The organism is Chryseobacterium sp. CFS15, assembly GCF_031118795.1.
GTDB lineage: Bacteria > Bacteroidota > Bacteroidia > Flavobacteriales > Weeksellaceae > Chryseobacterium > Chryseobacterium indoltheticum.
Genome location: NZ_JAVHYL010000002.1, coordinates 132,831 through 155,473 on the forward strand (window position 1 = coordinate 132,831; position 22,643 = coordinate 155,473).

Annotated in this window: 19 protein-coding genes; 7 read left to right on the plus strand and 12 right to left on the minus strand. The window is 36.0% G+C overall.

Going from position 1 to position 22,643, the window contains the following annotated elements:
* Window positions 1–3: 3 nt before the first annotated feature.
* Entirely contained in the window at window positions 4–432 is a 429-nt protein-coding gene (locus tag OH814_RS03425) for a DUF3408 domain-containing protein (RefSeq protein WP_308827102.1), read from the minus strand.
* Entirely contained in the window at window positions 419–1,204 is a 786-nt protein-coding gene (locus OH814_RS03430; RefSeq protein ID WP_308827103.1) for a ParA family protein, read from the minus strand. The genes OH814_RS03425 and OH814_RS03430 overlap by 14 nt, the downstream gene beginning before the upstream one ends.
* 692 nt (window positions 1,205–1,896) lie before the next feature.
* Between OH814_RS03430 and mobA the strand changes: the two genes are divergently transcribed.
* Window positions 1,897–2,331 (plus strand): conjugal transfer protein MobA, encoded by a 435-nt coding sequence (mobA, locus tag OH814_RS03435; protein ID WP_308827104.1) that lies wholly within the window; start codon window positions 1,897–1,899, stop codon window positions 2,329–2,331.
* Between the two features lie 4 nt (window positions 2,332–2,335).
* Entirely contained in the window at window positions 2,336–3,637 is a 1,302-nt protein-coding gene (gene mobB / locus OH814_RS03440) for a conjugal transfer protein MobB (protein ID WP_308827105.1), read from the plus strand.
* An 18-nt stretch (window positions 3,638–3,655) separates the two neighbouring features.
* On the opposite strand, the gene OH814_RS03445 is transcribed toward mobB, so the two are convergent.
* The gene (locus OH814_RS03445) at window positions 3,656–4,663 is read right to left on the minus strand and encodes a PDDEXK nuclease domain-containing protein (protein WP_308827106.1); all 1,008 of its coding nucleotides are present in this window, start codon (window positions 4,661–4,663) and stop codon (window positions 3,656–3,658) included.
* 181 nt (window positions 4,664–4,844) lie between these two features.
* On the opposite strand from OH814_RS03445, the gene mobC reads away from it, so the two are divergent.
* From mobC to OH814_RS03460, 3 genes are all read left to right on the plus strand, one after another.
* On the plus strand, window positions 4,845–6,836 hold the full coding sequence (gene mobC / locus OH814_RS03450) for a conjugal transfer protein MobC (RefSeq protein ID WP_308827107.1): 1,992 nt from the start codon (window positions 4,845–4,847) through the stop codon (window positions 6,834–6,836).
* Between the two features lie 99 nt (window positions 6,837–6,935).
* The gene (locus OH814_RS03455) at window positions 6,936–9,134 is read left to right on the plus strand and encodes a hypothetical protein (protein WP_308827108.1); all 2,199 of its coding nucleotides are present in this window, start codon (window positions 6,936–6,938) and stop codon (window positions 9,132–9,134) included.
* Window positions 9,112–10,353: a hypothetical protein gene (locus tag OH814_RS03460; RefSeq protein ID WP_308827109.1), complete on the plus strand. Its 1,242-nt coding sequence runs from the start codon at window positions 9,112–9,114 to the stop codon at window positions 10,351–10,353. The genes OH814_RS03455 and OH814_RS03460 overlap by 23 nt, the downstream gene beginning before the upstream one ends.
* 35 nt (window positions 10,354–10,388) lie before the next feature.
* Here the strand turns inward: OH814_RS03460 and OH814_RS03465 are convergent, their stop codons facing one another.
* The 5 genes from OH814_RS03465 to dinB form a co-directional block, all read right to left on the minus strand.
* A complete protein-coding gene (locus OH814_RS03465) occupies window positions 10,389–12,455 on the minus strand; it encodes a DNA topoisomerase 3 (RefSeq protein ID WP_308827110.1) in 2,067 nt (688 codons plus the stop codon).
* 56 nt (window positions 12,456–12,511) lie between these two features.
* Entirely contained in the window at window positions 12,512–13,933 is a 1,422-nt protein-coding gene (locus OH814_RS03470; protein ID WP_374990550.1) for a DUF3945 domain-containing protein, read from the minus strand.
* A gap of 155 nt (window positions 13,934–14,088) precedes the next feature.
* Entirely contained in the window at window positions 14,089–14,364 is a 276-nt protein-coding gene (locus OH814_RS03475) for a hypothetical protein (protein ID WP_308827112.1), read from the minus strand.
* Between the two features lie 35 nt (window positions 14,365–14,399).
* Window positions 14,400–17,453: a DNA polymerase III subunit alpha gene (locus tag OH814_RS03480; protein WP_308827113.1), complete on the minus strand. Its 3,054-nt coding sequence runs from the start codon at window positions 17,451–17,453 to the stop codon at window positions 14,400–14,402.
* A gap of 12 nt (window positions 17,454–17,465) precedes the next feature.
* Complete coding sequence (gene dinB / locus OH814_RS03485) at window positions 17,466–18,608, minus strand: DNA polymerase IV (protein WP_308827114.1); 1,143 nt, start codon at window positions 18,606–18,608, stop codon at window positions 17,466–17,468.
* A gap of 61 nt (window positions 18,609–18,669) precedes the next feature.
* On the opposite strand from dinB, the gene OH814_RS03490 reads away from it, so the two are divergent.
* Together OH814_RS03490 and OH814_RS03495 are read left to right on the plus strand one after the other, a co-directional pair.
* Window positions 18,670–19,443, plus strand: coding sequence for a LexA family transcriptional regulator (locus OH814_RS03490; protein WP_308827115.1), 774 nt, complete (start codon window positions 18,670–18,672; stop codon window positions 19,441–19,443).
* A 252-nt stretch (window positions 19,444–19,695) separates the two neighbouring features.
* Window positions 19,696–19,989 carry an alpha-ketoglutarate-dependent dioxygenase AlkB gene (locus OH814_RS03495; protein WP_308827116.1) on the plus strand — a complete coding sequence of 98 codons (294 nt, stop codon included), beginning with the start codon at window positions 19,696–19,698 and terminating at the stop codon, window positions 19,987–19,989.
* Window positions 19,990–20,074: 85 nt separating this feature from the next.
* Here OH814_RS03495 and OH814_RS03500 read toward each other — a convergent pair whose 3' ends face one another.
* From OH814_RS03500 to OH814_RS03515, 4 genes are all read right to left on the minus strand, one after another.
* Window positions 20,075–20,455 (minus strand): hypothetical protein, encoded by a 381-nt coding sequence (locus tag OH814_RS03500; RefSeq protein WP_308827117.1) that lies wholly within the window; start codon window positions 20,453–20,455, stop codon window positions 20,075–20,077.
* A gap of 9 nt (window positions 20,456–20,464) precedes the next feature.
* On the minus strand, window positions 20,465–21,187 hold the full coding sequence (locus OH814_RS03505; RefSeq protein ID WP_308827118.1) for a hypothetical protein: 723 nt from the start codon (window positions 21,185–21,187) through the stop codon (window positions 20,465–20,467).
* A gap of 73 nt (window positions 21,188–21,260) precedes the next feature.
* On the minus strand, window positions 21,261–22,115 hold the full coding sequence (locus OH814_RS03510) for a helix-turn-helix transcriptional regulator (protein WP_308827119.1): 855 nt from the start codon (window positions 22,113–22,115) through the stop codon (window positions 21,261–21,263).
* A gap of 55 nt (window positions 22,116–22,170) precedes the next feature.
* Window positions 22,171–22,530, minus strand: coding sequence for a winged helix-turn-helix transcriptional regulator (locus OH814_RS03515; RefSeq protein ID WP_308827120.1), 360 nt, complete (start codon window positions 22,528–22,530; stop codon window positions 22,171–22,173).
* Window positions 22,531–22,643: the final 113 nt, after the last annotated feature.

Genomic DNA, 22,643 nt, shown 5'->3' on the forward strand with positions numbered 1-22,643 from the left:
AGTTTATAAAATAGGTTTGTATTTATTGTTATAACTCTTGATAATCTGCTCGCTAAATTCCTGAAAATGGTATTGCAATAGATTATCCAGGTAGGCATAGATGGAAATTTTATCTTCGCCGATCACCTGTACAATACGGGAAAGCCTGTCGTGGAAATCGGGTCTGATGTAAACGGTTTTTCCGTCACGCGCATTCGTGTCACTTTTTTTTAAAAAGATATCTTCATAATCCAATTCCGATATTTTTTTTATTCTTGGTTTATCTTTAACGACTGGTTTATCTTTTGAAGCTTCTTCTTTGATGATATTCTCATTCTGGTCTTGCTGAGAAGAAGGAAGGCTTAGACCCTCCTTTTTCACGCCATCAACCATCAGATTCATCATTAGTTCCTCATCAATATCATGGGTTGTTTTTCTGTTATTTTTTTCCATTTGCAGGTAAGTTTATAATGTTTAGAAACTCGTTGATAAATAAATCAAGCTGACAGATTTTCATTAATTTTTCGTCAGCTGGAAGCAGTGTAGAACGGAAGACGGTTTTACTTTCGACTTCACTATCTTTCCTGAAACGGGTACTGCTCTTGATTTTGCTCTGCATTAAGCTTAATCCTAATTGATTGATAAGCTGATTGTAAATTTCATATAAAGGTGTGCTTTCCCGTCCATCGACCTGATTCCAAAATAAGTGGATCGTTTCAATCGAAGTTTCTCCTTTTTGCATGATCACATCCTGTAATAGTTGTGTAAAAATGAGTGTGCTTTCCATAACAACACGGTCTGCAGTAATGGGAGTGAAAATATGATGCATTCCGGCCAGTGCTTTTAGGATGCCTGGAGTATTGACAGTTCCCGGAAGATCAAAGAAGATAACGTCAATAGGTATTTCTGAGTTCGAAGCAAATTCTTCTGCAGTCTCCAAAATACCATCGGCTCTCATCTGAACAATAGGATACGCTTTTTTATTAATGGTGCTAAATTGTTTGTAGGCTAATTTTTTTAATGAATTATTTTCCATAATCATCGTGAGGTCTCTGGATTTCATTTTCATAAGACTGTGCTGGGGAAAATCCGCATCAAATACCGCTACATTATACCCAAGACGATAATGTAGAATGCTGGCAGTTAAAGTGGTAAACGTGCTTTTTCCGACACCTCCTTTTTGGGAAGAGAAGGCAATGAATTTTGTTTTGATTTTTGATTCCATAGGTGGGTAAGTATTTAAATTTGTATTGCTGTTTATTGTTTTGTAAATAACACATTAGGCACTTTTGTCTGCAGGTAATTAAAGAACACAGTATTTATTCAGCTGCTTAACAAATTCTTTACTTAGCTTTTTATGTACTTATGATTTCACAAGAATAAATCTGTTAATCCTTAATGAAATACATTACTACATCTTGACATCATCAAGTTCCTGTATGCTAAGTGAAGTATTTATGTATGCACATTAGGATACGCGTCCATTTTTACACATTGCTGCACTAACGTTGTTACCTAAGTAGCTGATGGCATCTGTACATCGTTTTGTGAAGACAAAGAAATGCAGATATATAAGTGCTTTTGAAATTGAGGTTGATATTGTCATTCAGAGGTCGCCCTTGGCTTTTGATATTTTTTTCTCATTAAATGGGCACTCCCTTACTTTGTAAAGAATGTTTGAAAAGGTGGTTTTGTAAGTCTTGTTAAGTACTCCGTAGTAAGTCAAATTTTTCTATGCAGATTGAATCCTGCGCATCCAATCCGACCTGAAGGGAGGATTCTGTGTTCATCGGAACACGGCAAGTTGTGTTTTGAGTGCCTCATAACTGTTTTTTGTGCCTCAAAACAACTTGCCCTGCCGGGAGCTGGAAAACACTCTCCGAAGTCGAGGTTTATCAATTAAAAAATGGAAAAGTAATGAGCGATCAAAATAATAATTACAAAAAGAAAGGAGGGAGGAAACCGAAGTTGAATCCCAGCAATCATCGTTATGTATTTCGGTTAAATGATGAGGAAAATGATAAATTATTACGCCTCTTTGAGGAATCAGGACTTTCTAATAAAGCGAAATTTATTGTCTCCGTATTGTTTTCGAAAGAAATTAAAACGGTAAAAATTGACAAGGGTGCTGTGGATTTTTACATGCGTTTGACATCTTTTTATTCCCAGTTTCGTTCTGTTGGGGTTAATTATAACCAAGTGGTAAAATTATTATACACCCAGTTTTCTGATCGTAAAGCTGCTGCATTTCTGTACAAACTGGAAAAGCAAACTGCTGAACTCGCAGTTTTATGCAAAAAAATCATTGAGATTACAGAAAAATTTAATCAACAGCATATTAAAAAGCACTAAGTCAATGATTGCAAAGTTAGGAAGAAGCAGTAATTTGTATGGAGCATTAGCCTACAATAATATTAAAATCGGGAAAGAAAAAGGGAAGATTTTGTTTACAAATAAGATCATTGAAACACCATCCGGTCAATATTCTGTAAGTCAATTAGCTCAGTCTTTTGAACCTTATTTGGCTGCTAACCGGAATACTGAAAAGCATACGCTGCATATCTCTCTTAATCCTGATCCGAATGATGAGGTCAGTGATGAAAGATTTATTCAGCTGGCGCAGGATTATATGCAGGAGATGGGATATGGAGAGCAACCATTCGTCGTTTTTAAGCATACCGATATTGACCGCACTCATATTCATATTGTTTCAGTGTGCGTAGATGAAGATGGGAAAAAGATTTTAGACCGGTTTGAAAGAAGAAGGTCGATGGAGGTTTGCAGAGCACTAGAAAAAAAATATGGACTACTACCTGCAATAAATAGAGATGTGAATAATAAGAAAACTATTTTTACTCCTGTTGACTATCAGATAGGTGATGTCAAAAGTCAAATTGCTGCAGTCATCCGTCATCTTCCGAAATATTATAGAATTCGGTCATTAGGAGAATACAATGCGTTGCTTTCGCTTTTCAATATTACCGCTGAAAAAGTAGAAGGAGAGTTAGGTGGGAAAATGCAGAAAGGGTTATTGTATTTTGCTTTAAATACAGAACGTGAAAAAGTAGGCCATCCTTTTAAAGCATCGTTGTTCGGAAAGAATGCAGGACTAGAATCTCTTGAGTTGTACTTTGAAAAATGCAGGGTTGCTTTAAAAGATGATGGCTCTAAAAGCAAATTAATTTCTTCTATATCAAATGCGATGAGGTCTACGACTAATGAAGAGGATTTTAAAAGTTATTTGAAACGTCAGGGAATCAATACCGTAGTGAGGCGAAACAATAGCGGGCTGATGTATGGAATTACTTTTATTGATCATCATTCCAAAACAGTATGGAATGGATCTAGTCTTGGAAAAATGTTTTCTTCCAATTCTTTTAGTGAAAGGTGGAGTAATAGTAAGAAGAAAGTAGGAGTAAGTGATTTAGCACCTATAAGTCAAAAAACAGAAAAACCAAATGAAGATCAAGGAAAATATCTATACTTTGAACCCCCTCATCATTTGTTCGGATTTTTAGACACTGGTCAAACTACTACTCAATATGAGGAAGGCTTGCTGTCTGCAGTTGGAGGCTTATTTTCCTTCACGTCTGGAGAAGATTATGAAGAACAGGATTTTGCTCATCAGATGAAAAAAAGAAGAAAAAGAAAACGCTAAACCGCAAACAAGATTTAGCTAACCCTCTTTTTCTAAGATTGCCTGGACTTTGTTTTGAAGTTCTTTTTTATCAGGCAGATATAATTGGTATTTTGAGACAAAAATTTTGTTGGAGATTCCACCTGTAGCATATTCCACCAATACTTCATCTTTCTCTGCTGAAAGGATAATGCCGATAGGCTCATTGTCATCTTCTACATTTTCTTCAGCTTTAAAGTAATTGAGATAAAGATTCATCTGCCCGATATCATTGTGTTCAACCTGTTTTATTTTTAAATCGATCAATACAAAGCATTTGAGAATTCGGTGGTAGAAAACAAGATCAATGTAAAAATGTCTGTTGCGAAGTGATATTTTGTATTGTCTTCCCACAAAGGCAAAACCTTTTCCCAGTTCAAGAAGGAACATCTGCAAGTTGTCAATGATTTTTTGCTCCAGAGCCTTTTCTGTCACCTGATGACTCTGCGGCAGTTTAAGAAAATCTAAAATATAGGGATCTTTTATCGCTTCAGTAGAGTCGGTGATAAGATGTCCTTTTTCGGCTAGCTGAAGGACGCCTTCTTTATCTTTACTCAATGCCAAACGTTCAAACAGGGCTGAGTTAATTTGTCGGTCCAGTTCCCGGTAGCCCCAGTTTTCTAGAACGGTCTGCTTTTCATAAAATTTTCTTGCATGATCATCTGAAACCCCCAGCAAAGTGACAATGTGAGTCCAGCTTAATTTGGCAGGCACTGCCTGCCATTTTTGATAGGCCAGATAAAATCTGCGCATATCAAGAATGTTCCGCCTGCCAAATCCTTTGCCAAAACGCTGCTTTAAATCTTTGGAAAGGTTTGACAATAGGTTACTTCCATACTCTGCACGTTCCTCTCCCAACTGTTCAAACTCTACGATGTGCCTGCCAATTTCCCAATTTGCTTTGACCAGCTCATGATTAACGGCTTTGACAGCATTCTGTCTTGCCGTCTCAATTGTTGATCCGATCGTCTTCAGCAGTTCATTGTAGGTAGCTTGTATTGGTTCCATCATACTTTTCTTAAACAAACAAATTTAATCAATCTTCCTAAAATGATCTATACCATCGCTTGCAAAATATACATTCTGATGAGTGCCAAATGAAGCCAATTAAAGACGGTAACTTCTGTTTAGAAGAATGACATCGTAGAGGATTTATATTCGTTCTATTTCTTATTCAAATAATAAATTTATGCAGGGAGAAGACGACTTAAGGGGTTTGGCCAAGATCATGGCATTTATGCGAGCAGTCAGTATATTGATAATTCTGATGCATTTCTATTGGTACTGCTTTGCATTTTTTCTTGATAGGGGATGGACGCTGGAAATCATCAATAAGATTCTGTATAACTTCCAAAAAACTGCCGGATTGTTTTCTCATCCCATTTATACGAAGTTATTTGCATTGGTCTTGCTGGCCTTAAGCTGTTTGGGAACGAAAGGTGTGAAAAATGAAAAAATTACCTGGTCTAAAATTAATCTGGCTATGGGGATAGGTCTCATCTTATATTTTTTCAATTACCCTCTGCTACATGCACCTATTCTCGGTCATTTCTTTTATATTTTTTCTCTTTCAGTAGGATATATTATCTTACTCATGGCGGGTTTATGGATGAGCAGACTTTTGAGCAATAACCTGATGGAAGATGTTTTTAATAACGAGAATGAAAGCTTCATGCAGGAAACTAAATTGATGGAGAATGAATATTCGGTCAATCTGCCGACAAAGTTTTACTACAAAGGAAAATGGAATAATGGCTGGATCAATATTGTCAATCCGTTCAGGGCCACCATTGTTTTAGGAACACCCGGCTCTGGGAAGTCTTATGCGATTGTCAATAATTATATCAAACAACAGATTGAAAAAGGATTTTCCATGTACATCTATGATTTTAAGTTCGATGATCTTTCAACAATTGCGTACAATCATCTTCTAAAGCACAGTGATGGATACAAAGTAAAGCCTCAATTCTATGTGATTAATTTTGATGATCCGAGAAAAAGTCATCGCTGTAATCCGCTCAATCCTGATTTTATGACAGATATTTCTGATGCGTATGAAGCAGCATATACTATAATGTTAAATCTGAATCGGAGTTGGATCCAGAAGCAGGGTGACTTCTTTGTCGAATCACCGATTATTCTATTAGCTGCTATTATCTGGTTTTTAAAGATTTTTGAAAATGGGAAATACTGTACATTCCCACACGCTATCGAACTGCTGAACAAAAAGTACTCGGATGTATTTACCATATTGACTTCGTATCCAGATCTGGAAAATTATCTTTCTCCGTTTATGGATGCATGGCAGGGTGGAGCACAGGATCAGTTACAGGGACAGATTGCTTCTGCTAAAATTCCTTTATCGAGAATGATTTCTCCACAGCTGTACTGGGTGATGACCGGTGATGATTTTTCTTTAGATATCAACAACCCTAAAGAACCCAAAATATTGTGTGTGGGCAACAATCCGGACAGGCAGAATATTTATTCTGCAGCGTTAGGTTTATACAATTCGAGGATTGTAAAACTGATCAATAAGAAAGGACAATTAAAGAGTTCGGTGATCATTGATGAGTTGCCCACCATTTATTTCAGAGGACTGGATAATCTGATTGCAACCGCAAGGAGTAATAAAGTAGCAGTGTGTCTGGGATTTCAGGATTTTTCTCAGTTGACTAGAGATTATGGAGACAAGGAAAGTAAAGTGATTCAGAACACCGTAGGTAATATTTTTAGTGGGCAGGTTGTTGGTGAGACCGCAAAAAGTCTATCAGAAAGATTTGGAAAAGTCCTGCAGAAACGCCAGAGTATGACGATTAATAAAAATGATACTTCAACTTCCATATCTACTCAATTAGATAGTCTGATCCCGGCTTCAAAGATTTCTACTTTGACACAGGGAATTTTTGTGGGCGCGGTGTCGGATAATTTTGATGAGAGGATTGAACAGAAAATGTTTCATGCTGAGATTGTGGTGGATAATGAGAGAGTGGTTTCTGAAACAAAAGCCTATCAGAAAATACCCGATATTGTATCGTTTGTCAATGAAGAAGGTGAGGATACTATGAAAATGGATATTGAAGCAAATTATAAGCAAATTAGAAGGGACATCGTCATCATCATTGAAAGTGAAATGGATCGTATTAAAAATGATCCTGATTTACAACATTTGTTACAATAGTTATTGTTATTTTAAATAAAATATGATTACATTTGAAAGTAAAATAACCATTTTCAATAATGATATTCCTTATCATTATTACTCAAAAATAGACAAAAGATGTCAAAGTTTAAATTAATAGCCATTAGACCATTAACAGGCTGTGATAAAAGATTTTTAAAAAATTTAACTGCTGGTCAAATCTACCCGCTCTATAATAACTACAAGTTTCATAGCATTTCAAAAGAAATAATTGACTATTCTGCAAATGACAGTGTTCAGTATATCTCTTGTACTCCAGCACCACCTGAAATCTACAACATTCAAACTGCTGATGGTCATGATCTGGAGGTTAATATTTCAGCTATTGCGGGGAAAAATGGAAGTGGAAAAAGTTCATTGATTGAGCTCTTTTTTGTATCTGTCTTTCTGTATTGCTCAAACCACAACATATTAGATCATAGCGTTAAAAGTTTAGAAGGCCGTTCTGATAAGCTTAAAAAACAGCTTTTAGAGCAGGATAAGCAACGTTCAAAAGTTATTGAATACAGAAATGAAATAGTAACGGAAATAAAAAGTGTTGATAGAATTAATTTAAAAGGTTTTGAGTCCTTAAAAACAAAGATTAATGATCTTACCAGACGTGAAAATGATATAGAGGAAGCTACTACAAATATTAATTCCCAGTTAAAAACAATTATTAATCAGCAAAATGAAATTAAGGAAATTAGTCGAAAGTTAAAAGCTGAAATCTTCTATGAGATTGACAGCCAATTTTACTGCCTTCAAATAAATTCGGACAAAAATGGTAAACTAAGATGTACAGTTATATCTATTTCCAATTTAAACAATTTAACTGCTAAGCGCAAGAAAGTGAGTCCAAGTGCAAATGATTTTGGAGATTATTTTTTTTATACAATTGCTATCAACTACTCGCATTATGCGCTGAACTCATTACATATTGGAGATTGGATTATTTCATTATTTCATAAAAATGATGGATATAAAACTCCTATTGTAATAAGTCCGATGAGGACTGATGGAAATTTTAATATAAATTCTGAAATTAACTTTGCAAAATATCGATTGCTGACTAACAAGCTTCAGGAATACACAAGCGGTAAAAATGATAGAATATACATTGCAGAAAATCACTTCATTGAGAAGGTTATTTTTACTTTAGACTGGCGTAAAGTTGATTTAGTTCCAAAAAGAGTGAGATTCAGACTTAACAAAATGTCTGGTAAAGCTCGTGATTTAAATATGTTGGATACTTTTTTAGCATCATACCTAAGTGAAGAGGAACTAATTGCATTTAATGGGGATTTTCCTTTAAAACAAATTGTAAGCAACTATTTGATTAAGAAAATTGATTCAATACCAGAGAAATATCCTTGGTTTGGAAAAGGATATCATTTTTCAGCCAATACTAAACATATAGAAAATGATGAATTTTTCGAATTACTAAAAAATGATAGAAGTCATGTAACATATAAATTAAAGCAAACCATTAATTTCATCAAAAGATCACTGACTGGTATTGATAATGCTTTTAAGATTTTGAAAGATCAAGTAGATAGACGATCTATTATAAAATTTGAGCTTACTTTACAAGATTTAATGGAATGGATGGGTAATATAAAAGGCAGAGATGTTATGGAATATCTTCCTCCGTCGTTATTTGATATCGATTTTAAGTTAACTAATGGGGTTGGTGCAGATTACCTCTTTAGTGCTTTAAGTTCTGGCGAGCAGCAATTGGTACATACAATTCAATCTGTAATTTACCACCTCAACAATATTCAGTCAGCACATCTAGGAAAAGGAGATAGACTTAAATATAAAAATGTTAATATTATCTACGATGAAATCGAGCTCTATTTTCACCCGGATTATCAGAGGCGATTCATTGCAGATTTGCTTAAAGAATTTGAACGTTTTTATATTGGTGGTCAAAGGGGTATAGAATCAATAAATATAATTCTACTTACCCATTCGCCTTTTATTCTCTCAGATATACCAAGTAATAATATTATGCTGCTGGATTCTGATAAAAAGAAAAGAACTGTTCCTAAAATACCAGATTCTCAAACTTTTGCAGCAAATATTAATGAGTTGCTTGCGGATAGTTTCTTTCTCAAAGGTACATTGATAGGTAAACATGCTGAAAATAAAATTGCTGAGTCAATAGAAAATATTAAAGTTAAAAAAACTAATCATATTGATGGTCAAATATTTGAAATGGTGGGTGACTCCTTTTTAAAAGTAAGTCTGGAAAACTTTAAAAAAAGACAAGATGATCAAAATACAAATAAGTAATATTGAAGAATTCAAGAATGACTATTTGTTAAAGGTCAAAGATGATGTCATTAAACGCATAAAATACTTAAAATATTCGGTTAGTCATTTAATAGATCCTAATAATATTAATGATAATGAAATGGCTAAAGCCAAACACAGTACTAAACATATTATCGATCTAATCAGAGATAGTAAAATTAGTATAGATGATCTTGTCGTAGCGAAATATAAAAATACATTATTAACATATACAACAGGTTTTAGAATTAATCATATAGATCTTGATCCACTTTTAATTTTTCTCGATTATTTACTGGATGATACGAATGATTCTTTGAATGATCTGTTAATTTGTGCACCTGAAAATTTATTTACTAAAAATACTACGCTCTTAAATAATTATAGGATAAACTCAGAAATATATATTAATATCCTAAAAAATGCTTTCTTATATGATAGTGAGATCGGAATAAAGATTAGACAGTTTTTTCACGAAAAGAACATTACTAATTATTGTCCTTATTGCAACATGACTAGTGCATTATACAGTACAAATGATGAAACTGGTAAAATTGCTGACCAGCATCAATTAGACCATTTTTTTGACAAGGCTACTCATCCATTGTTGTCTTTGTCTGTATTTAATCTTGTACCAACCGACTATAATTGCAACTCAGCTAACAAGGGGGAAATACATTTTTCGGATGAACTCCATTTGAATCCATATATCTCAGGATTTAAAAATGATATGAAGTTTGTACCTATAATGGATGCTTTTGGAGAAGTAGTCCAAGCAATCTCTTTAAAATTACATGCCGATCGAAATTCTTATGTTTGGAAGCAATTAATTGGGGATGAAGATTTCCAAGATTTAGCGCCAGAGCATGGTAATATTAATGTTTTCCAACTTTATAAAAGATATAACAACTCCGGTATACTTTTTTCGGCTAGGAAATTAGTTAAAAAATTTCGTAATGTAGCAGCTAATGAACAATCTCTGCGACGTATCTTAGATGAAATTGAAGATAGTCCCCAAGATAACTATCAAAATTTCAGGGATTGGTACGAAGATGAAATAATGACTAAATTTCATCAGAAAGATTTTGGAGAGGTAATTTTTTCCAAACTTAATCGAGATGTTTTAGATTTTGTTTTCGACAATTATCCGGAAAACTTTCATGAAAGTGTAAATAATATTCTGACCAATAGCTATATGCCAGAGTATGGGGCTGAATGATAATATTTTAAAAATTAAAAAGATAGTACTTAATACTAACTTTTTATTTCAAATATGGATTTGTTGTCATGGTCGAGAACTATGAAAGCATTGAATTTTTTTCCGCTTTTGCTCTTCATTCCTTTAATCAATGAGGTTTTACCTTTGTTGATTAGGCTTTCAATATCAATGATATTTAACTGAATTCCGCAAATATTTCTGAATTGCATCCAATTGCAGACTTGGTCAGGACATTTAACGATTTTATCATTGATGGTCAGCTGCTGGCTTTTACATTTTGGACATTGAAGTTTTGGAAGGTTTTCCCTTTCAATAGTTGTCTGTAACAATTCATGGGTAATCGAAGCAGTATATATCTCTATTTGTTTCTGAAAATCTAAAGCACTGAGCTCATTGCTTTCAATCTTTTGCATGGCCAATTCCCATTCAGCGGTCATTGCTACATTGGCAATTTTTTTATCTTTAATGAGATGATAAACCTGTAATCCCTTTTCAGTCGGAATCAGTGATTTCTTTTCCCGCTTAATGTAATTTCTGCTGAACAAAGTCTCAATGATCGAAGCCCGTGTCGCCGGTGTACCAATTCCAATGTTTTTTAAGACTTGTTGTTCTTTCTTATTTTCCAGTTGTTTTCCGGCACTTTCCATGGCTGAAAGTAGTCCAGCCTCTGTGTAAAGAACCGGAGGTTGAGTCTGCTTCTCCAATATTTTAGAAGATTTTATTTTAAGTTCAGCACCTTCTTTTAATTCAGGAAGTTCCTGAAGGTGTTCTGTAGTGTCAGAAGAATTTCCCTGAATTGAACGCCATCCTATTTCTACAATTTTACACCCTTTTATTACAAAATCGTAGTGCAAAGCCTGAAGGATAATATCGGTGATTTCCTTTAAACAAGGTTGCGAAACAGCTTCCAGTAATCGACAAGCGATCATGTCATATATAGCGTTTTCCTTGACAGATAGTGCGGAAGGAAGTTTTTCAGTAGTAAGCAGTCCATGGTGATCGGTAACTCCAAGGTTATTGACAATACGCTTGTTAAAAGTCCCCCATTTTATCTGACTGACTTTTTGCGTCATAGATTCTTTTTTCTGTAAAGTTCTGATAAGATCGGGAATCTCATCCCATACATCTTCAGGAATGTATTTGCTGCCTGTTCGCGGATAGGTGATGAATTTTTTTTCATATAAACTTTGGACAATGTTTAATGTTTCTTCCGCAGAAAAGTTCAGTTTTTTATTGGCTTCCTTTTGCAGGCCGGTAAGATCAAAGAGCAGAGGAGCTTGCTCTGTTATGTTCTTCCTCTCAACCTTTGTAATAGATGCTGTATTGGTATTTCTTTCAATAGCTTTTAATATATCTTCGGCCTGTTTTTGACCGTTCACTTTGATTTGTGAAATACTTGTAAATTCAACGAAATCCTTGGTGTGTAATAGTTCGATCTGCCAGTATTCCTCAACTTCGAAATTTTTATTTTCCAGATATCGTCTGCAAATCAGTTCCAATGTCGGGGTCTGCACTCTGCCTAAAGAATACATTCCGTCACCGACAACTAAAGTTAAAGCCTGCGTCGCATTAATCCCCACCAACCAGTCCGCACGGCTTCTGCTCTGAGCGGACTGAAATAAACTATCAAATTGGTTTCCGGGTTTTAAGTTTTCAAATCCTTTTTTGATCGCATTTTCAGTGAGTGAACTGATCCATAACCGTTTAAATGGTTTGGTGCATTTGAGATAATTATATATATATCGGAAGATCAGTTCACCCTCTCGTCCTGCGTCTGTAGCAACAATAATGCTGTCACAAACATCGAAAAGTTTCTTGATGACTTTCAGTTGTTTTAATGCTGCGGGATCACTAATGTATCCTTTCTCTTTCTTGATCTTACGAACAGTGAGCATATAGGGTTTAGGCAATATCGGAAGAGCTTCTTTTTGAAATCCCGAAATTCCAAAATCTTCAGGCATCCCTAATCCAACTAAGTGTCCGAAAGCCCATGTTACCATGTGCCCGTTGCCTTCAAGATAACCTTCTCTTTTTTCCGAAGCGCCTAATAGCTGGGCAATTTCCCTTGCAACGCTTGGTTTTTCTGCTAGTACCAGTCTCATAATAGATTTTTATTGATTATTTTAAACATGGTTAGAATGTACTTTAGATTGAATTCTTATATTTTTCGTCCTCTGGTTTTAGTAGGTACTTTCGGTTTTTCCTGGTTTTCCTGCTGTTTTTTATTTTTGGGTGCTTGCTGTCTTGACTGTAGAGGCTCCTTGATTTTCTTTGTCGCCTCATTGGTTTTCCCTTCTGAATTGACCGCAACCTGTGTTTTGTGAGCATCTGTCGGTTGTGCCTGTTCTTTAACTTTATTAGGGTTTTGAAAGGAAAAATCAACTTTGCCTGATTCTTTATTTAAGGTGATATAACCCTGATATTTTTGATCTTTTTTGTCAACAAGCCCATCGATATAAATGGTCTGACCTGCTTTGAACTGATCGTACTGTTCATTAGTGAGATCTTTTCCTCTGAATGTTCTGGGGACCTCAGAAGATTGATTTTGCTGAGTGCTTTGTGGCTGTTGATGGTGAGCGCTATTATCGAATAAAAACTCAACATATTTTTTATCCGCGTTAAACTGTACAGTTGCATCAAATGGTTCTCCTTTTGTAGAAATCATTCCTTCCAGATAAAGTGGTTTGCCTTCCTGCAAGGTTTGCTTTTGAGCATCATCCAGTTTTATTCCTTTAATTTCGTCAGGAATCTTCATGTATTCTGCACGGTAAGCGATGAGCTCATTGGTTAATTTATCACGACTTATGATGGAGGGGATAATCTCATCTGTTTTAGGGTTTACAAGATCTACAATCCTTCCCATGTTTCCGGTATCCATCAAGTTTTTCTTGTCTTCGGCGGTAAATTCATGACCTAAGAATTTAAAGTTGAAATTGGGCTCTTTTCTGATTCCGTGCAGATTGACAAGTACTTCACCGGTGTCATTGGTCTGTAGAGAAAGGCGGGCATCGATTCTGGTAACGGTATTTCCTAGCTTGATGGTTACTGGAACGAGACCATTGGTTTTAAATCCTTTTAATAAAGGATCTAATGCATTCACTTTTTCGAGCTTTTCTTGGGTTAAGCCAAATTTGGACATGATATTCCAGTCAATCTGATCAGCAGAATATTGATATTCTTTTTCTGATAATGGGGTAGTACTCATAATGTTGGTATTTTGTTTTAGAATTTTATAGGTATTTAGAAATTCTTCGCCTTCCGTACTTGGATTTTGAAGGTGATGTTGAATTTGTTTTCCGATTTCTTTCGACTCGTTGAGAGGGATTTTGAAAAAGTTGAATAAAGAAGGATTTTTAAGTTGACTTAAAAAGTTGGAAAAAAAGTTAGAGAACAGATCGCCTTGCTTATCAATTTTCAAAAATTGATTTTGATTTCTTTCTGTATTGGGAACTGTCTTCAAATTTCCCTTGTCATCAATAGTTTTTACTGCTTCAATCTTATTGGTTTTCGGATTTAAAACAAGCAGGATATTGATTAAAGAAGGGTCGGGGTTTTGAGTATTTGTAATATCTTCCATGATGTTAAATATGTATTTAACATCGAATGTAGCAGGATTGAATGAAGGAAAAAAAGAATGGTAACTTGGGGAAGTATTTGGCCTTAAAGGGGAACTGATAAATTTGAGTTAATCGTGGTTAGTTTATACCTTACGGTAGTGCATTAAACTACAATCTCCTAATCTTTTTTACCGTAAGGAGAATTGATTTCGATAGCTTTGTCACAAAGAAGATAGGTGAAATACGATTTTTGACCTGTCTTCTCATCTGTGTAAATTTCACTATCCCATGTAATCGTCAGTTCCCAACTGTCCCACTTTCTCATTTTATGGACATATGGGTTGAAAGAACATTTGATCTCAAAATGCTTTTTGTTTTTATCACCCTCGAAACTTACGATGACGGAATTATGATCGGGACTTGTTTCATCAACGATGGTAGCTTTGAGTTTCATGTAAGAGATTTTTATTTTTGAGTATATTTTCTATTCTAAATCATTTTCTGTCTCGGTAGACCGATTTCATGTTCCTGCTGATAAGGTTTTCTTTGTGTCATGCTGACATCTTCGTGAAGTGTTCTTGCTGCTTCCAGCGACTTTTCTTTATCCATAGAATACCTTGGATCGGGAATGAAGGGCATCTTGGCCATTTTATGAATAGTGATGGTTGGAAAATGAAAATCCACTTCAACCGTTCCCAACAATAAATAGCAGCCTCCACCCTGAAACGGATATTCTTCAAGGCAGTTCGGGAAATGTGCCGTATCAAAATATTCTCCCTCTGCGTCGATCCAGGTTCCGAAAAACATGGCTCCTCTTTTTGTAGGAACATGTTTCCTGGAAATAAGGTAAGCGAGCATTTTGATCTGCTTCTTATGATGCTTCACTAGGTCTTTAGCCATTACACTGCCGCGGTATTTGGTCTGCAATAGATCAAAAGGACTGTATGATACAGAAAATCCTAAAATCTCAATTTCATCAAAGGCATCTTCAAAAGGATTTCTGATAATGGTTGGAAGTTGATATTCTTTTTGTGGTTCCTCCAATAAAGTGGGATGTCTGAATGCTGACTGGTCATTTCCAAACAGGAATCTTGCCTGAATCAGAAGTTCATGTTTCTGTTTGCCGGTAAATCTGAATGCTCCAATAAAAATGAGAATCTGCAGGGTTTCAATTCCAATCGGTATTCTTTTGACAAAGTTCTCCAGCGAAGTATACTCCCCATTATTTTTTCTTTCTTCAGGAATCATCATGGCGATTTTACTCTCAACTTTCTCGATATGCATTATACCTAAATATACATCAGTTCCATAGACGGTGGTTTGGTATTCGCTGAGATTGACGCAGGGATTCTTGATGGTCGCTCCCGACATTTTCGCTTCATGGACGTAAACTTCCGTCCTGTAAAATCCACCTCCATTGTTGATGGCACATACCATGAATTCAATAGGGTAGTAGACTTTCAGATATAAACTCTGATAACTTTCTACAGCGTAAGAAGCCGAGTGCGCCTTACAGAAGGAATATCCTGCAAAAGATTCGATCTGGCGATAGACTTCTTTGGACAGTTGTTCGGGATGTCCCAATTCTCTACAGGACTCAAAAAAGTGGTCTTTTACTTTCTGCAATGCGGATAGTGAACGTCCTTTACCACTCATGGCTCTTCTTAAAACATCACCATCTGCTGCTGACAACCCTCCGAAATGCAGGGCAATTTTGATAACGTCTTCCTGATACACCATAATACCATAGGTTTCACCCAGCTCTTCTTTAAATACATCGTGAAAGTATTCGAACTTTGTAGGATTATTATGTCGGAAAATATATTCCTTCATCATTCCACTCTGTGCAACTCCGGGACGGATAATGGATGAAGCAGCGACCAGTGTTTTGTAGTCTTCACATTTCAATCTTCTAAGCAATCCCCGCATCGCAGGACTCTCAATATAAAAACAGCCGATGGTTTTTCCAATGCTGAGGTAACTATTGCATTTCTCTTCGTTTTTTGAAATCGTTGTGTCTTTAATATCTACTGTAATCCCTCTTTTTTCTTTAATGAGTTCTACGGTATCCTTGATGGTTCCAAGACCTCTTTGGGACAAAATGTCAAACTTTTCAAATCCGATGTCCTCAGCCGTATGCATATCGAACTGGACAATTGGAAAACCTTTTGGAGGCATTTCCAATGCTGTGAAATTAGTAATTGGTTCTTCCGAAATTAAAATTCCGCACGAATGCATGCTTCTCTGATTCGGAAATTTTTCCAAAAGCTTACCATATTTGTGCACCAATTTAAACACCGAATTGTCATCATGTTGATCCATTGACTTTGTAGCCAAAATATCCAATTCGTCCTTCGGTAAACCGAAAGCTTTTCCGACTTCCCTGAAAATGGACCGGTACTTAAATTCTACATTGGTACCACAAAAAGCAACGTGCTCTTTACCGTATTTAGTAAAAATATATTCAAGGATGGTATCTCTGGTCTGCCAGCTCCAGTCGATATCAAAGTCAGGAGGGGTTTTCCTATTGAGGTTAAGGAACCTTTCAAAATAGAGATCCAGTTCCAAAGGACAGATATCTGTAATTCCTAAACAGTAACTGACAATGGAGTTGGCACCGCTTCCTCTTCCCACATGCATAAAACCCATGCGGTTGCTGTATTGTATAACATCCCAGGTGATCAGAAAGTAACCGCTGAATTTTAACTGATCAATAACTCCCAGTTCTTTTTCAACTCTTGCTTTAGCTTCAGGATGATCTTTTCCATATCTCGTTTCCAGACCTTCATAAGCAAGTTGGGTTAACAGTTTAAAATCGCTCTCGCGGCTGTCTGTGTAATACTGCTTGTTTTTCGGAGTTGAAAAATCAAAATCAAAGCTGCACTGTTCAACAATATATGCTGTGTTTTGTATGATTTGAGGATAGTGATGGTATTGATCCAGCAGTTCTTTTTTATTAATAAATGTTTCTGTGTCTCTGCAATAGTCGTGATCGCCTAATTTACTGATCAATGTATTATTGTCAATCGCCCTTAAAATTTTGTGGAGATTATAATCCAGTTTGGTTGTGAAGGTAACAGGCTGTAAGATGACCATTTTATCCATCAGCTTTTTCAAATCAGGCTTCACGAGATAGTTCAATTCTTCAGATCTGATTCCGACAAACTCATGTTCCTGCAAAACTTCCGGAATATTATGCAATGGATAAATAACAATGGTATCTTTAAGTATTGGATTGTGTTTTGGAATTTCAATTCCGTCACAATTGTAATCGGTCAATAATCGGTTAATCTCCCCGACACTTTTCTGGTTTTTAGCTAAGCAAATGTAATAGAATTCACTTTCGACTCTGATTTCCACTCCAACAATAGGTTTAATGTTATGGTCATTGCAGAGTTTGAAGAAATCGTAGATTCCTGTAATGGTATTGATATCCGTTAGAGCTAAAATTTTCACCTGTTGATCCACAGCCTGCTGCACCAGATCCTGAATAGAAATGGTTCCATACCGTAGGCTGTGATAGGAATGACAATTGAGAAACATAATATTTATTTTTTATCGTAGCAGCCCGGACGCTCTGCCCACGCTTGCGGTTCCAAACCTGTTTTTGATTTTATCCATCGTCTGGTATAATGAAATCAGTTCTTCGGTGTCTTCGAAAAGATCCATCTGATGGCAACCGTGAACGAGACCCGTAAACTTGACACCGATCAGTCGTATTCTCATTCTTCGGGTATAGACTTTTTTAAAAAGTTCAAGCACATACTTGAGCAAAGTATGGTCTGCCGAAGTGTAAGGAATTCTGCACTGTTTGGTCTCTGTATCGAAATTGGAATATCTAATTTTTACTGAGATGGTTGACGTCAACCATTTTTCCTGACGAAGCTGAAAAGCCAATTGCTCGACCATTCCAGATAAAACACTTCTCAGGTTCTGAACGTCAATCGTATCCTGGGAAAAGGTATTTTCTGTAGAAATTGATTTTCTTTCTGAATAAGGAACAATCGGAGTATCATCAATTCCATTGGCTTTTTTCCAAAGTTCACTTCCGTTTTTTCCGATCAGTTGATGAAGGACTTCAACAGGTGTTTCTGATAAAGTCTGAATAGTTCTTACCCCAAGCCTCGATAAAAGCTGAAAAGTAACATTCCCAACCATCGGAATCTTTTTAACGGAAAGAGGATTTAAAAAAGGTTTGATATTTTGCTGCTGTATTTCAAATCTACCCGTAGGCTTAGATTCTCCGGTGCCTATTTTTGCAACCGTTTTATTGGTGGACAGGGCAAAACTTATCGGTAAGCCTGTATTTTTGGTGACCGCATCGACGATTTCATTGGTCCACTGATAACAACCAAAAAATTTGTCCATCCCTGAAAGATCGAGATAAAATTCATCGATGCTCGCTTTCTCCAAAACAGGTACTTTTTCCTGGATTACATCCGTTACCAAATGCGACATTTTAGAGTACATATCCATGTCACCCTTGATGACTCTTGCTTCGGGACATAATCTTAAGGCCATCTTGATCGGCATCGCACTTCGTACACCGAAAAATCTTGTTTCGTAAGAGCAGGATGCTACCACACCACGGTCTCCACCTCCTATGATCACAGGCTTTTTCTCCAGTTCGGAGTTTTTTAACCGTTCACAGGAAACAAAAAACGTATCCAGATCCATATGCACTATCGCTCTTTCCATGGTACAAACTTAGTCACGTTTTGAAACAAAATTTGTATATTTGTTGTCATAAATTACGACAATGTCAATTTTTTCAGATAACATCGTGTTTTTGAGAGGTAAAAAAAATAAGACCCAACATGAGTTGGCTAACGAACTTATTTTAACCCGATCAAGATATATTTCTTACGAATATGGGAAATCGGAACCTCCTATCGAGATACTTGTTCGCATCTCCAAGTATTATAATATCAGTATCGACCTGCTTGTTACAGTCGATGTAAGAAAATATAAGCTCGAAGAGATGATCAACTTGCCGGGCAATAAAATTCTTGTACCTATTACAGTGGATTCTACAGGAAATAACTATATTGAGATAGTTCCCCAAAAAGCTTCCATGGGATATCTGAAAGGTTTTAATGATATCGGATTTATCAAAAGCCTTCAGAAAATGCAGCTTCCGTTTCTTAAAAACGGAAAATTTAGAGCGTTCAGTGCGGAAGGAGATTCGATGCCGCCTTTTGTTGATCAGTCTGTATTGATAGGTGAATATGTTGAAAGTCTTGAGGACATGAAACCTGAGAGTGCATATATTATCGTAGCCCAAGAGGGAATCACTTATAAAACATTGGTAGAAAGAACGAAAACGCACATCAAAGTTTTGGCGGACAATTCCTTTTATGAGCCTTATGAAATCGCATTAGAGGATATTTTGGAAGTATGGCATTACAGAATGGGTATTTTGCCAAAGGACTATAAGCCTTATACCGAAGATTTTAATCATCTAAAAGAGATTATCGCAAATTTAAAAATGAGTATTCAACAGCTGGAACAAAGGATGCCTGATGTTTCATGATAATGTAAAAAGCTTTCCTGTTGGGAAAGCTTAAAACACAAATGATGAAAAATTCCCATTGTGGGATAGTCAAAAGTAATAAAAAAAGTTAATAAAACAATGGGTCAACTCAGTTTATTTAGCACAGAAGAATTTTATGATTTTCCAAAAGATTTGTTGGAGTTCATAGAGCATTTTTTAACTTTGAAAGAATCAGATCTACTTTTTTCTCAACTTCTTGAAAATACTCCTTGGAAATAGAAAACTCAGACCATGTATGAGAAAAAAGTTCTGACTCCTCGTCTGACCGCATGGTATCGGGATAAGGAAAGAAGGTATGGTGACCGTCCCGTCATCGCATCACCCAGTCTCGGGCAGACCCGAAAATCCGACTTTAGAAAATTTAATCATCACCAAAGCAGGCACAGTATTCCGCTTCCTCACGGATCTTTGCTGATGATAAAAGGAGATTTGCAAGAGCATTGGAAACATTGTATTGCTAAGTCTGCTTCGCAAATGAAAGAAAGGATTAATTTGACTTTTAGGCTGGTGACAGAGCTTGGTTAATTTAGCGGTCAGTTCAATTTTGTAGACTATAACTCTCGATCAGAACAAGCTATATAAGAAGAAATTCTTTGAATCTCATATCGAGTTATGCTTTAAAGAGGAGATTCAGTTTTTTAAACCACTCAAAAAATTCTACCAGTGAATTTTGATTAAGTTGCTCGTAACTAAAAATTTGATGCGGGTAAGGAATTGCACTGGTGAAAACTCCTTCGTAGGAGAAAATTAGCACAAGGTGCTTTGTCTTTTCAAGTAAAATTCTGTGGTTCCTGAAAAAAGATGGTGTAGCAACATCGTTCATTATGGAAATATAGCAATCATAGTCATTGAGATCACGTTTACACTCTGCAGAAGATGATCTTCCATCTGCCAACACAACTTCATGGCCGGAGTTCCAAAAAAAATCAGCGATGTCAGAAAGCAGCGCATCTTCATTTTTGCTCTGATTATTTAAGATAATACATTTCATAGCGAATCGTTATAATCCTTTTTTACCTTCCAGCCAGTAACCTTTTGCAAAGATCTTACCTTCGTGCCTGTTTTCTTTCAGTACTTTACGGAAGTTCTGTATAGATTGGACATTTCCTGTCAGAACAATATTCGCATCACACCAAACGTCATCTGAAAGTTCAGGTATTGTATGAATCTGATCTTTGTCCCGAAAAATATTGTTTTTTGTATAAACACGGTAATTTTTCAGTCCTAATTTTTCTGGAATATCACAGTTTTCATCATCAAGTTCAATCAGAAATTGATACGGATGATTATTTTGCTGCAGATAGGGTAAAAAGCTTGACATCAGGCTTAAGGATGTTTCATCACCGAAGATAATCTGTCTTTCAACTTTTGGATCATACTGCTTATCGCTTCCCAATACGGCCAGTTTTATTTTTTCATCTCCGGGAATAAGACTGTTGATGTACTGTGCTCCTACAGCATTACTGTGAATGTGGGCAATGAATTCTATCGCTCGTGCTGAATCGTCAACATTTGAGATTGTGTAGTGTCTTGATTCGGTCGGACTTACTCTGAATGAGATGGTAAAACCGGGTGCAAAATGCAGTGCTGAAAAATCACCTCTTAGACGTACTTTCTTAATGTTTGCATTGAGGTAGAAGATCTCTTCTACTTTGACCGTCCGAAGCATAGAAGGTGCTATTTTTTCGAGTGCATCATTGATCCATTTTGGGGCTGTTGGCATATCTTTATTTTATGGTACAAAGAAATGACATCACGCAAGATCTTAAAATGGATAGGGATGGGTAAGTATTGGACTATTCAAGGTTTTTGTTTCGGAATGTGAGTGCTGTCATTCCGGTTACTTTCATAAATAATCTTGAGAAGTAAGCATAATCATCATATCCAAGTTCAGCAGCAATTTCCTTCACAGATTTATTTGAATGAAAAAGAAGACGTTTTGCCTCTAAAACAATACGCTGATGAATATGGTAAGAAACTGTCTGTCCGGTGGCTCTCTTCACACATTCGTTCAAATACACCGTTGAAATATTCATTTTTTCGGCATATTCAGCCGGACTTTTTGTATGAACAAAATTCTGATCTACTAACAGTTTAAAGTTTTTTGAAATAGTTTCGCTTCTTGATGGTTTGTCAGTTGTGTAAGACTGAAGTAAAAATTGTGAAATAATAAATCCTACCAGGCTGTTGCAGCTGTCTCTCAGTATGATGTTATGAAGTTTTTCCTCTTGTCGACAGAAGATCATGGATGTAAGATCTCCCATTTTTGATGCAATGGAAAAAGTAGCAGTATCCAATTGTAAAGGATTAGCAGGTGTGATTTCCTTTAACAACTTAAGATATTCAGGATGTAAACTTTCAGTGCTGATCAGCAGTACGGTAAAGAGACCTTCTTCCAGCGAAAGTCCTCTGTGAACCTGATATGGTTGAACATAGGTAATGGATTGCGAATTGATCTCAAAACGGCGAAAATCAATTTCAAATACTCCGCTTCCCTCTTCAAGCAGGAAGAAGATATGGTAATCATCACGGTGAGCTTCTTTTATTTTATCAAATTCCAAGTCTGTAACTCTAAATTTCGAAATAATAATACCTGAACCAAAGTTTGACGGAAAAGTATTCAGGGGTATCGATTTTGATTTTTCTGACATCTGTTATTAAATAAAAAGTAAATACATGCTGACGTATTCAGTATTCAAAATACGTTTATTTTTCACAGGAAACTACCTCCTTTTTCAATTGCTTATTTCCCCAATTATGCAGATGCTTGATGAAAGGGATCAGCTCCATACCCGTTTCGCTTACAGCATATTCCACTTCTGGAGGGACTTCATGATATACCTTTCGGGTATTCTTATAGAGAACTACACATTTACCACCCTCAAAAGAATAAGATTCTATCTCATCGGTTATGTCTTTGCCGTCGATGTAGATGGCTTGGGATTTTAGATTTGAAATTGTGTTTTTCTGCAATGGTTGGTGATGTCTTACAAATATATTAAACTGTAGAAGAAAAAAATGTAAAGTACAGATGATTTTCGAATTAGTATAATGAAAAAAATACAACTAACTAAGGATTCCCGTAAATGATATATTTATTTAATAGCCACTTTTACAACGGTAAAAAATAAATAAAATAATTGTGGCAAAAACAGCAGCTTTTCACAGCATCAAACAGA

What these genes read in the sequence shown, in the direction of transcription:
- OH814_RS03425 (WP_308827102.1), bottom strand. Translation starts at nt 432, where the DNA reads ATGGAAAAAAATAACAGAAAAACAACCCATGATATTGATGAGGAACTA.
- OH814_RS03430 (WP_308827103.1), bottom strand. Translation starts at nt 1,204, where the DNA reads ATGGAATCAAAAATCAAAACAAAATTCATTGCCTTCTCTTCCCAAAAA.
- mobA (WP_308827104.1), top strand. Translation starts at nt 1,897, where the DNA reads ATGAGCGATCAAAATAATAATTACAAAAAGAAAGGAGGGAGGAAACCG.
- mobB (WP_308827105.1), top strand. Translation starts at nt 2,336, where the DNA reads ATGATTGCAAAGTTAGGAAGAAGCAGTAATTTGTATGGAGCATTAGCC.
- OH814_RS03445 (WP_308827106.1), bottom strand. Translation starts at nt 4,663, where the DNA reads ATGGAACCAATACAAGCTACCTACAATGAACTGCTGAAGACGATCGGA.
- mobC (WP_308827107.1), top strand. Translation starts at nt 4,845, where the DNA reads ATGCAGGGAGAAGACGACTTAAGGGGTTTGGCCAAGATCATGGCATTT.
- OH814_RS03455 (WP_308827108.1), top strand. Translation starts at nt 6,936, where the DNA reads ATGTCAAAGTTTAAATTAATAGCCATTAGACCATTAACAGGCTGTGAT.
- OH814_RS03460 (WP_308827109.1), top strand. Translation starts at nt 9,112, where the DNA reads ATGATCAAAATACAAATAAGTAATATTGAAGAATTCAAGAATGACTAT.
- OH814_RS03465 (WP_308827110.1), bottom strand. Translation starts at nt 12,455, where the DNA reads ATGAGACTGGTACTAGCAGAAAAACCAAGCGTTGCAAGGGAAATTGCC.
- OH814_RS03475 (WP_308827112.1), bottom strand. Translation starts at nt 14,364, where the DNA reads ATGAAACTCAAAGCTACCATCGTTGATGAAACAAGTCCCGATCATAAT.
- OH814_RS03480 (WP_308827113.1), bottom strand. Translation starts at nt 17,453, where the DNA reads ATGTTTCTCAATTGTCATTCCTATCACAGCCTACGGTATGGAACCATT.
- dinB (WP_308827114.1), bottom strand. Translation starts at nt 18,608, where the DNA reads ATGGAAAGAGCGATAGTGCATATGGATCTGGATACGTTTTTTGTTTCC.
- OH814_RS03490 (WP_308827115.1), top strand. Translation starts at nt 18,670, where the DNA reads ATGTCAATTTTTTCAGATAACATCGTGTTTTTGAGAGGTAAAAAAAAT.
- OH814_RS03495 (WP_308827116.1), top strand. Translation starts at nt 19,696, where the DNA reads ATGTATGAGAAAAAAGTTCTGACTCCTCGTCTGACCGCATGGTATCGG.
- OH814_RS03500 (WP_308827117.1), bottom strand. Translation starts at nt 20,455, where the DNA reads ATGAAATGTATTATCTTAAATAATCAGAGCAAAAATGAAGATGCGCTG.
- OH814_RS03505 (WP_308827118.1), bottom strand. Translation starts at nt 21,187, where the DNA reads ATGCCAACAGCCCCAAAATGGATCAATGATGCACTCGAAAAAATAGCA.
- OH814_RS03510 (WP_308827119.1), bottom strand. Translation starts at nt 22,115, where the DNA reads ATGTCAGAAAAATCAAAATCGATACCCCTGAATACTTTTCCGTCAAAC.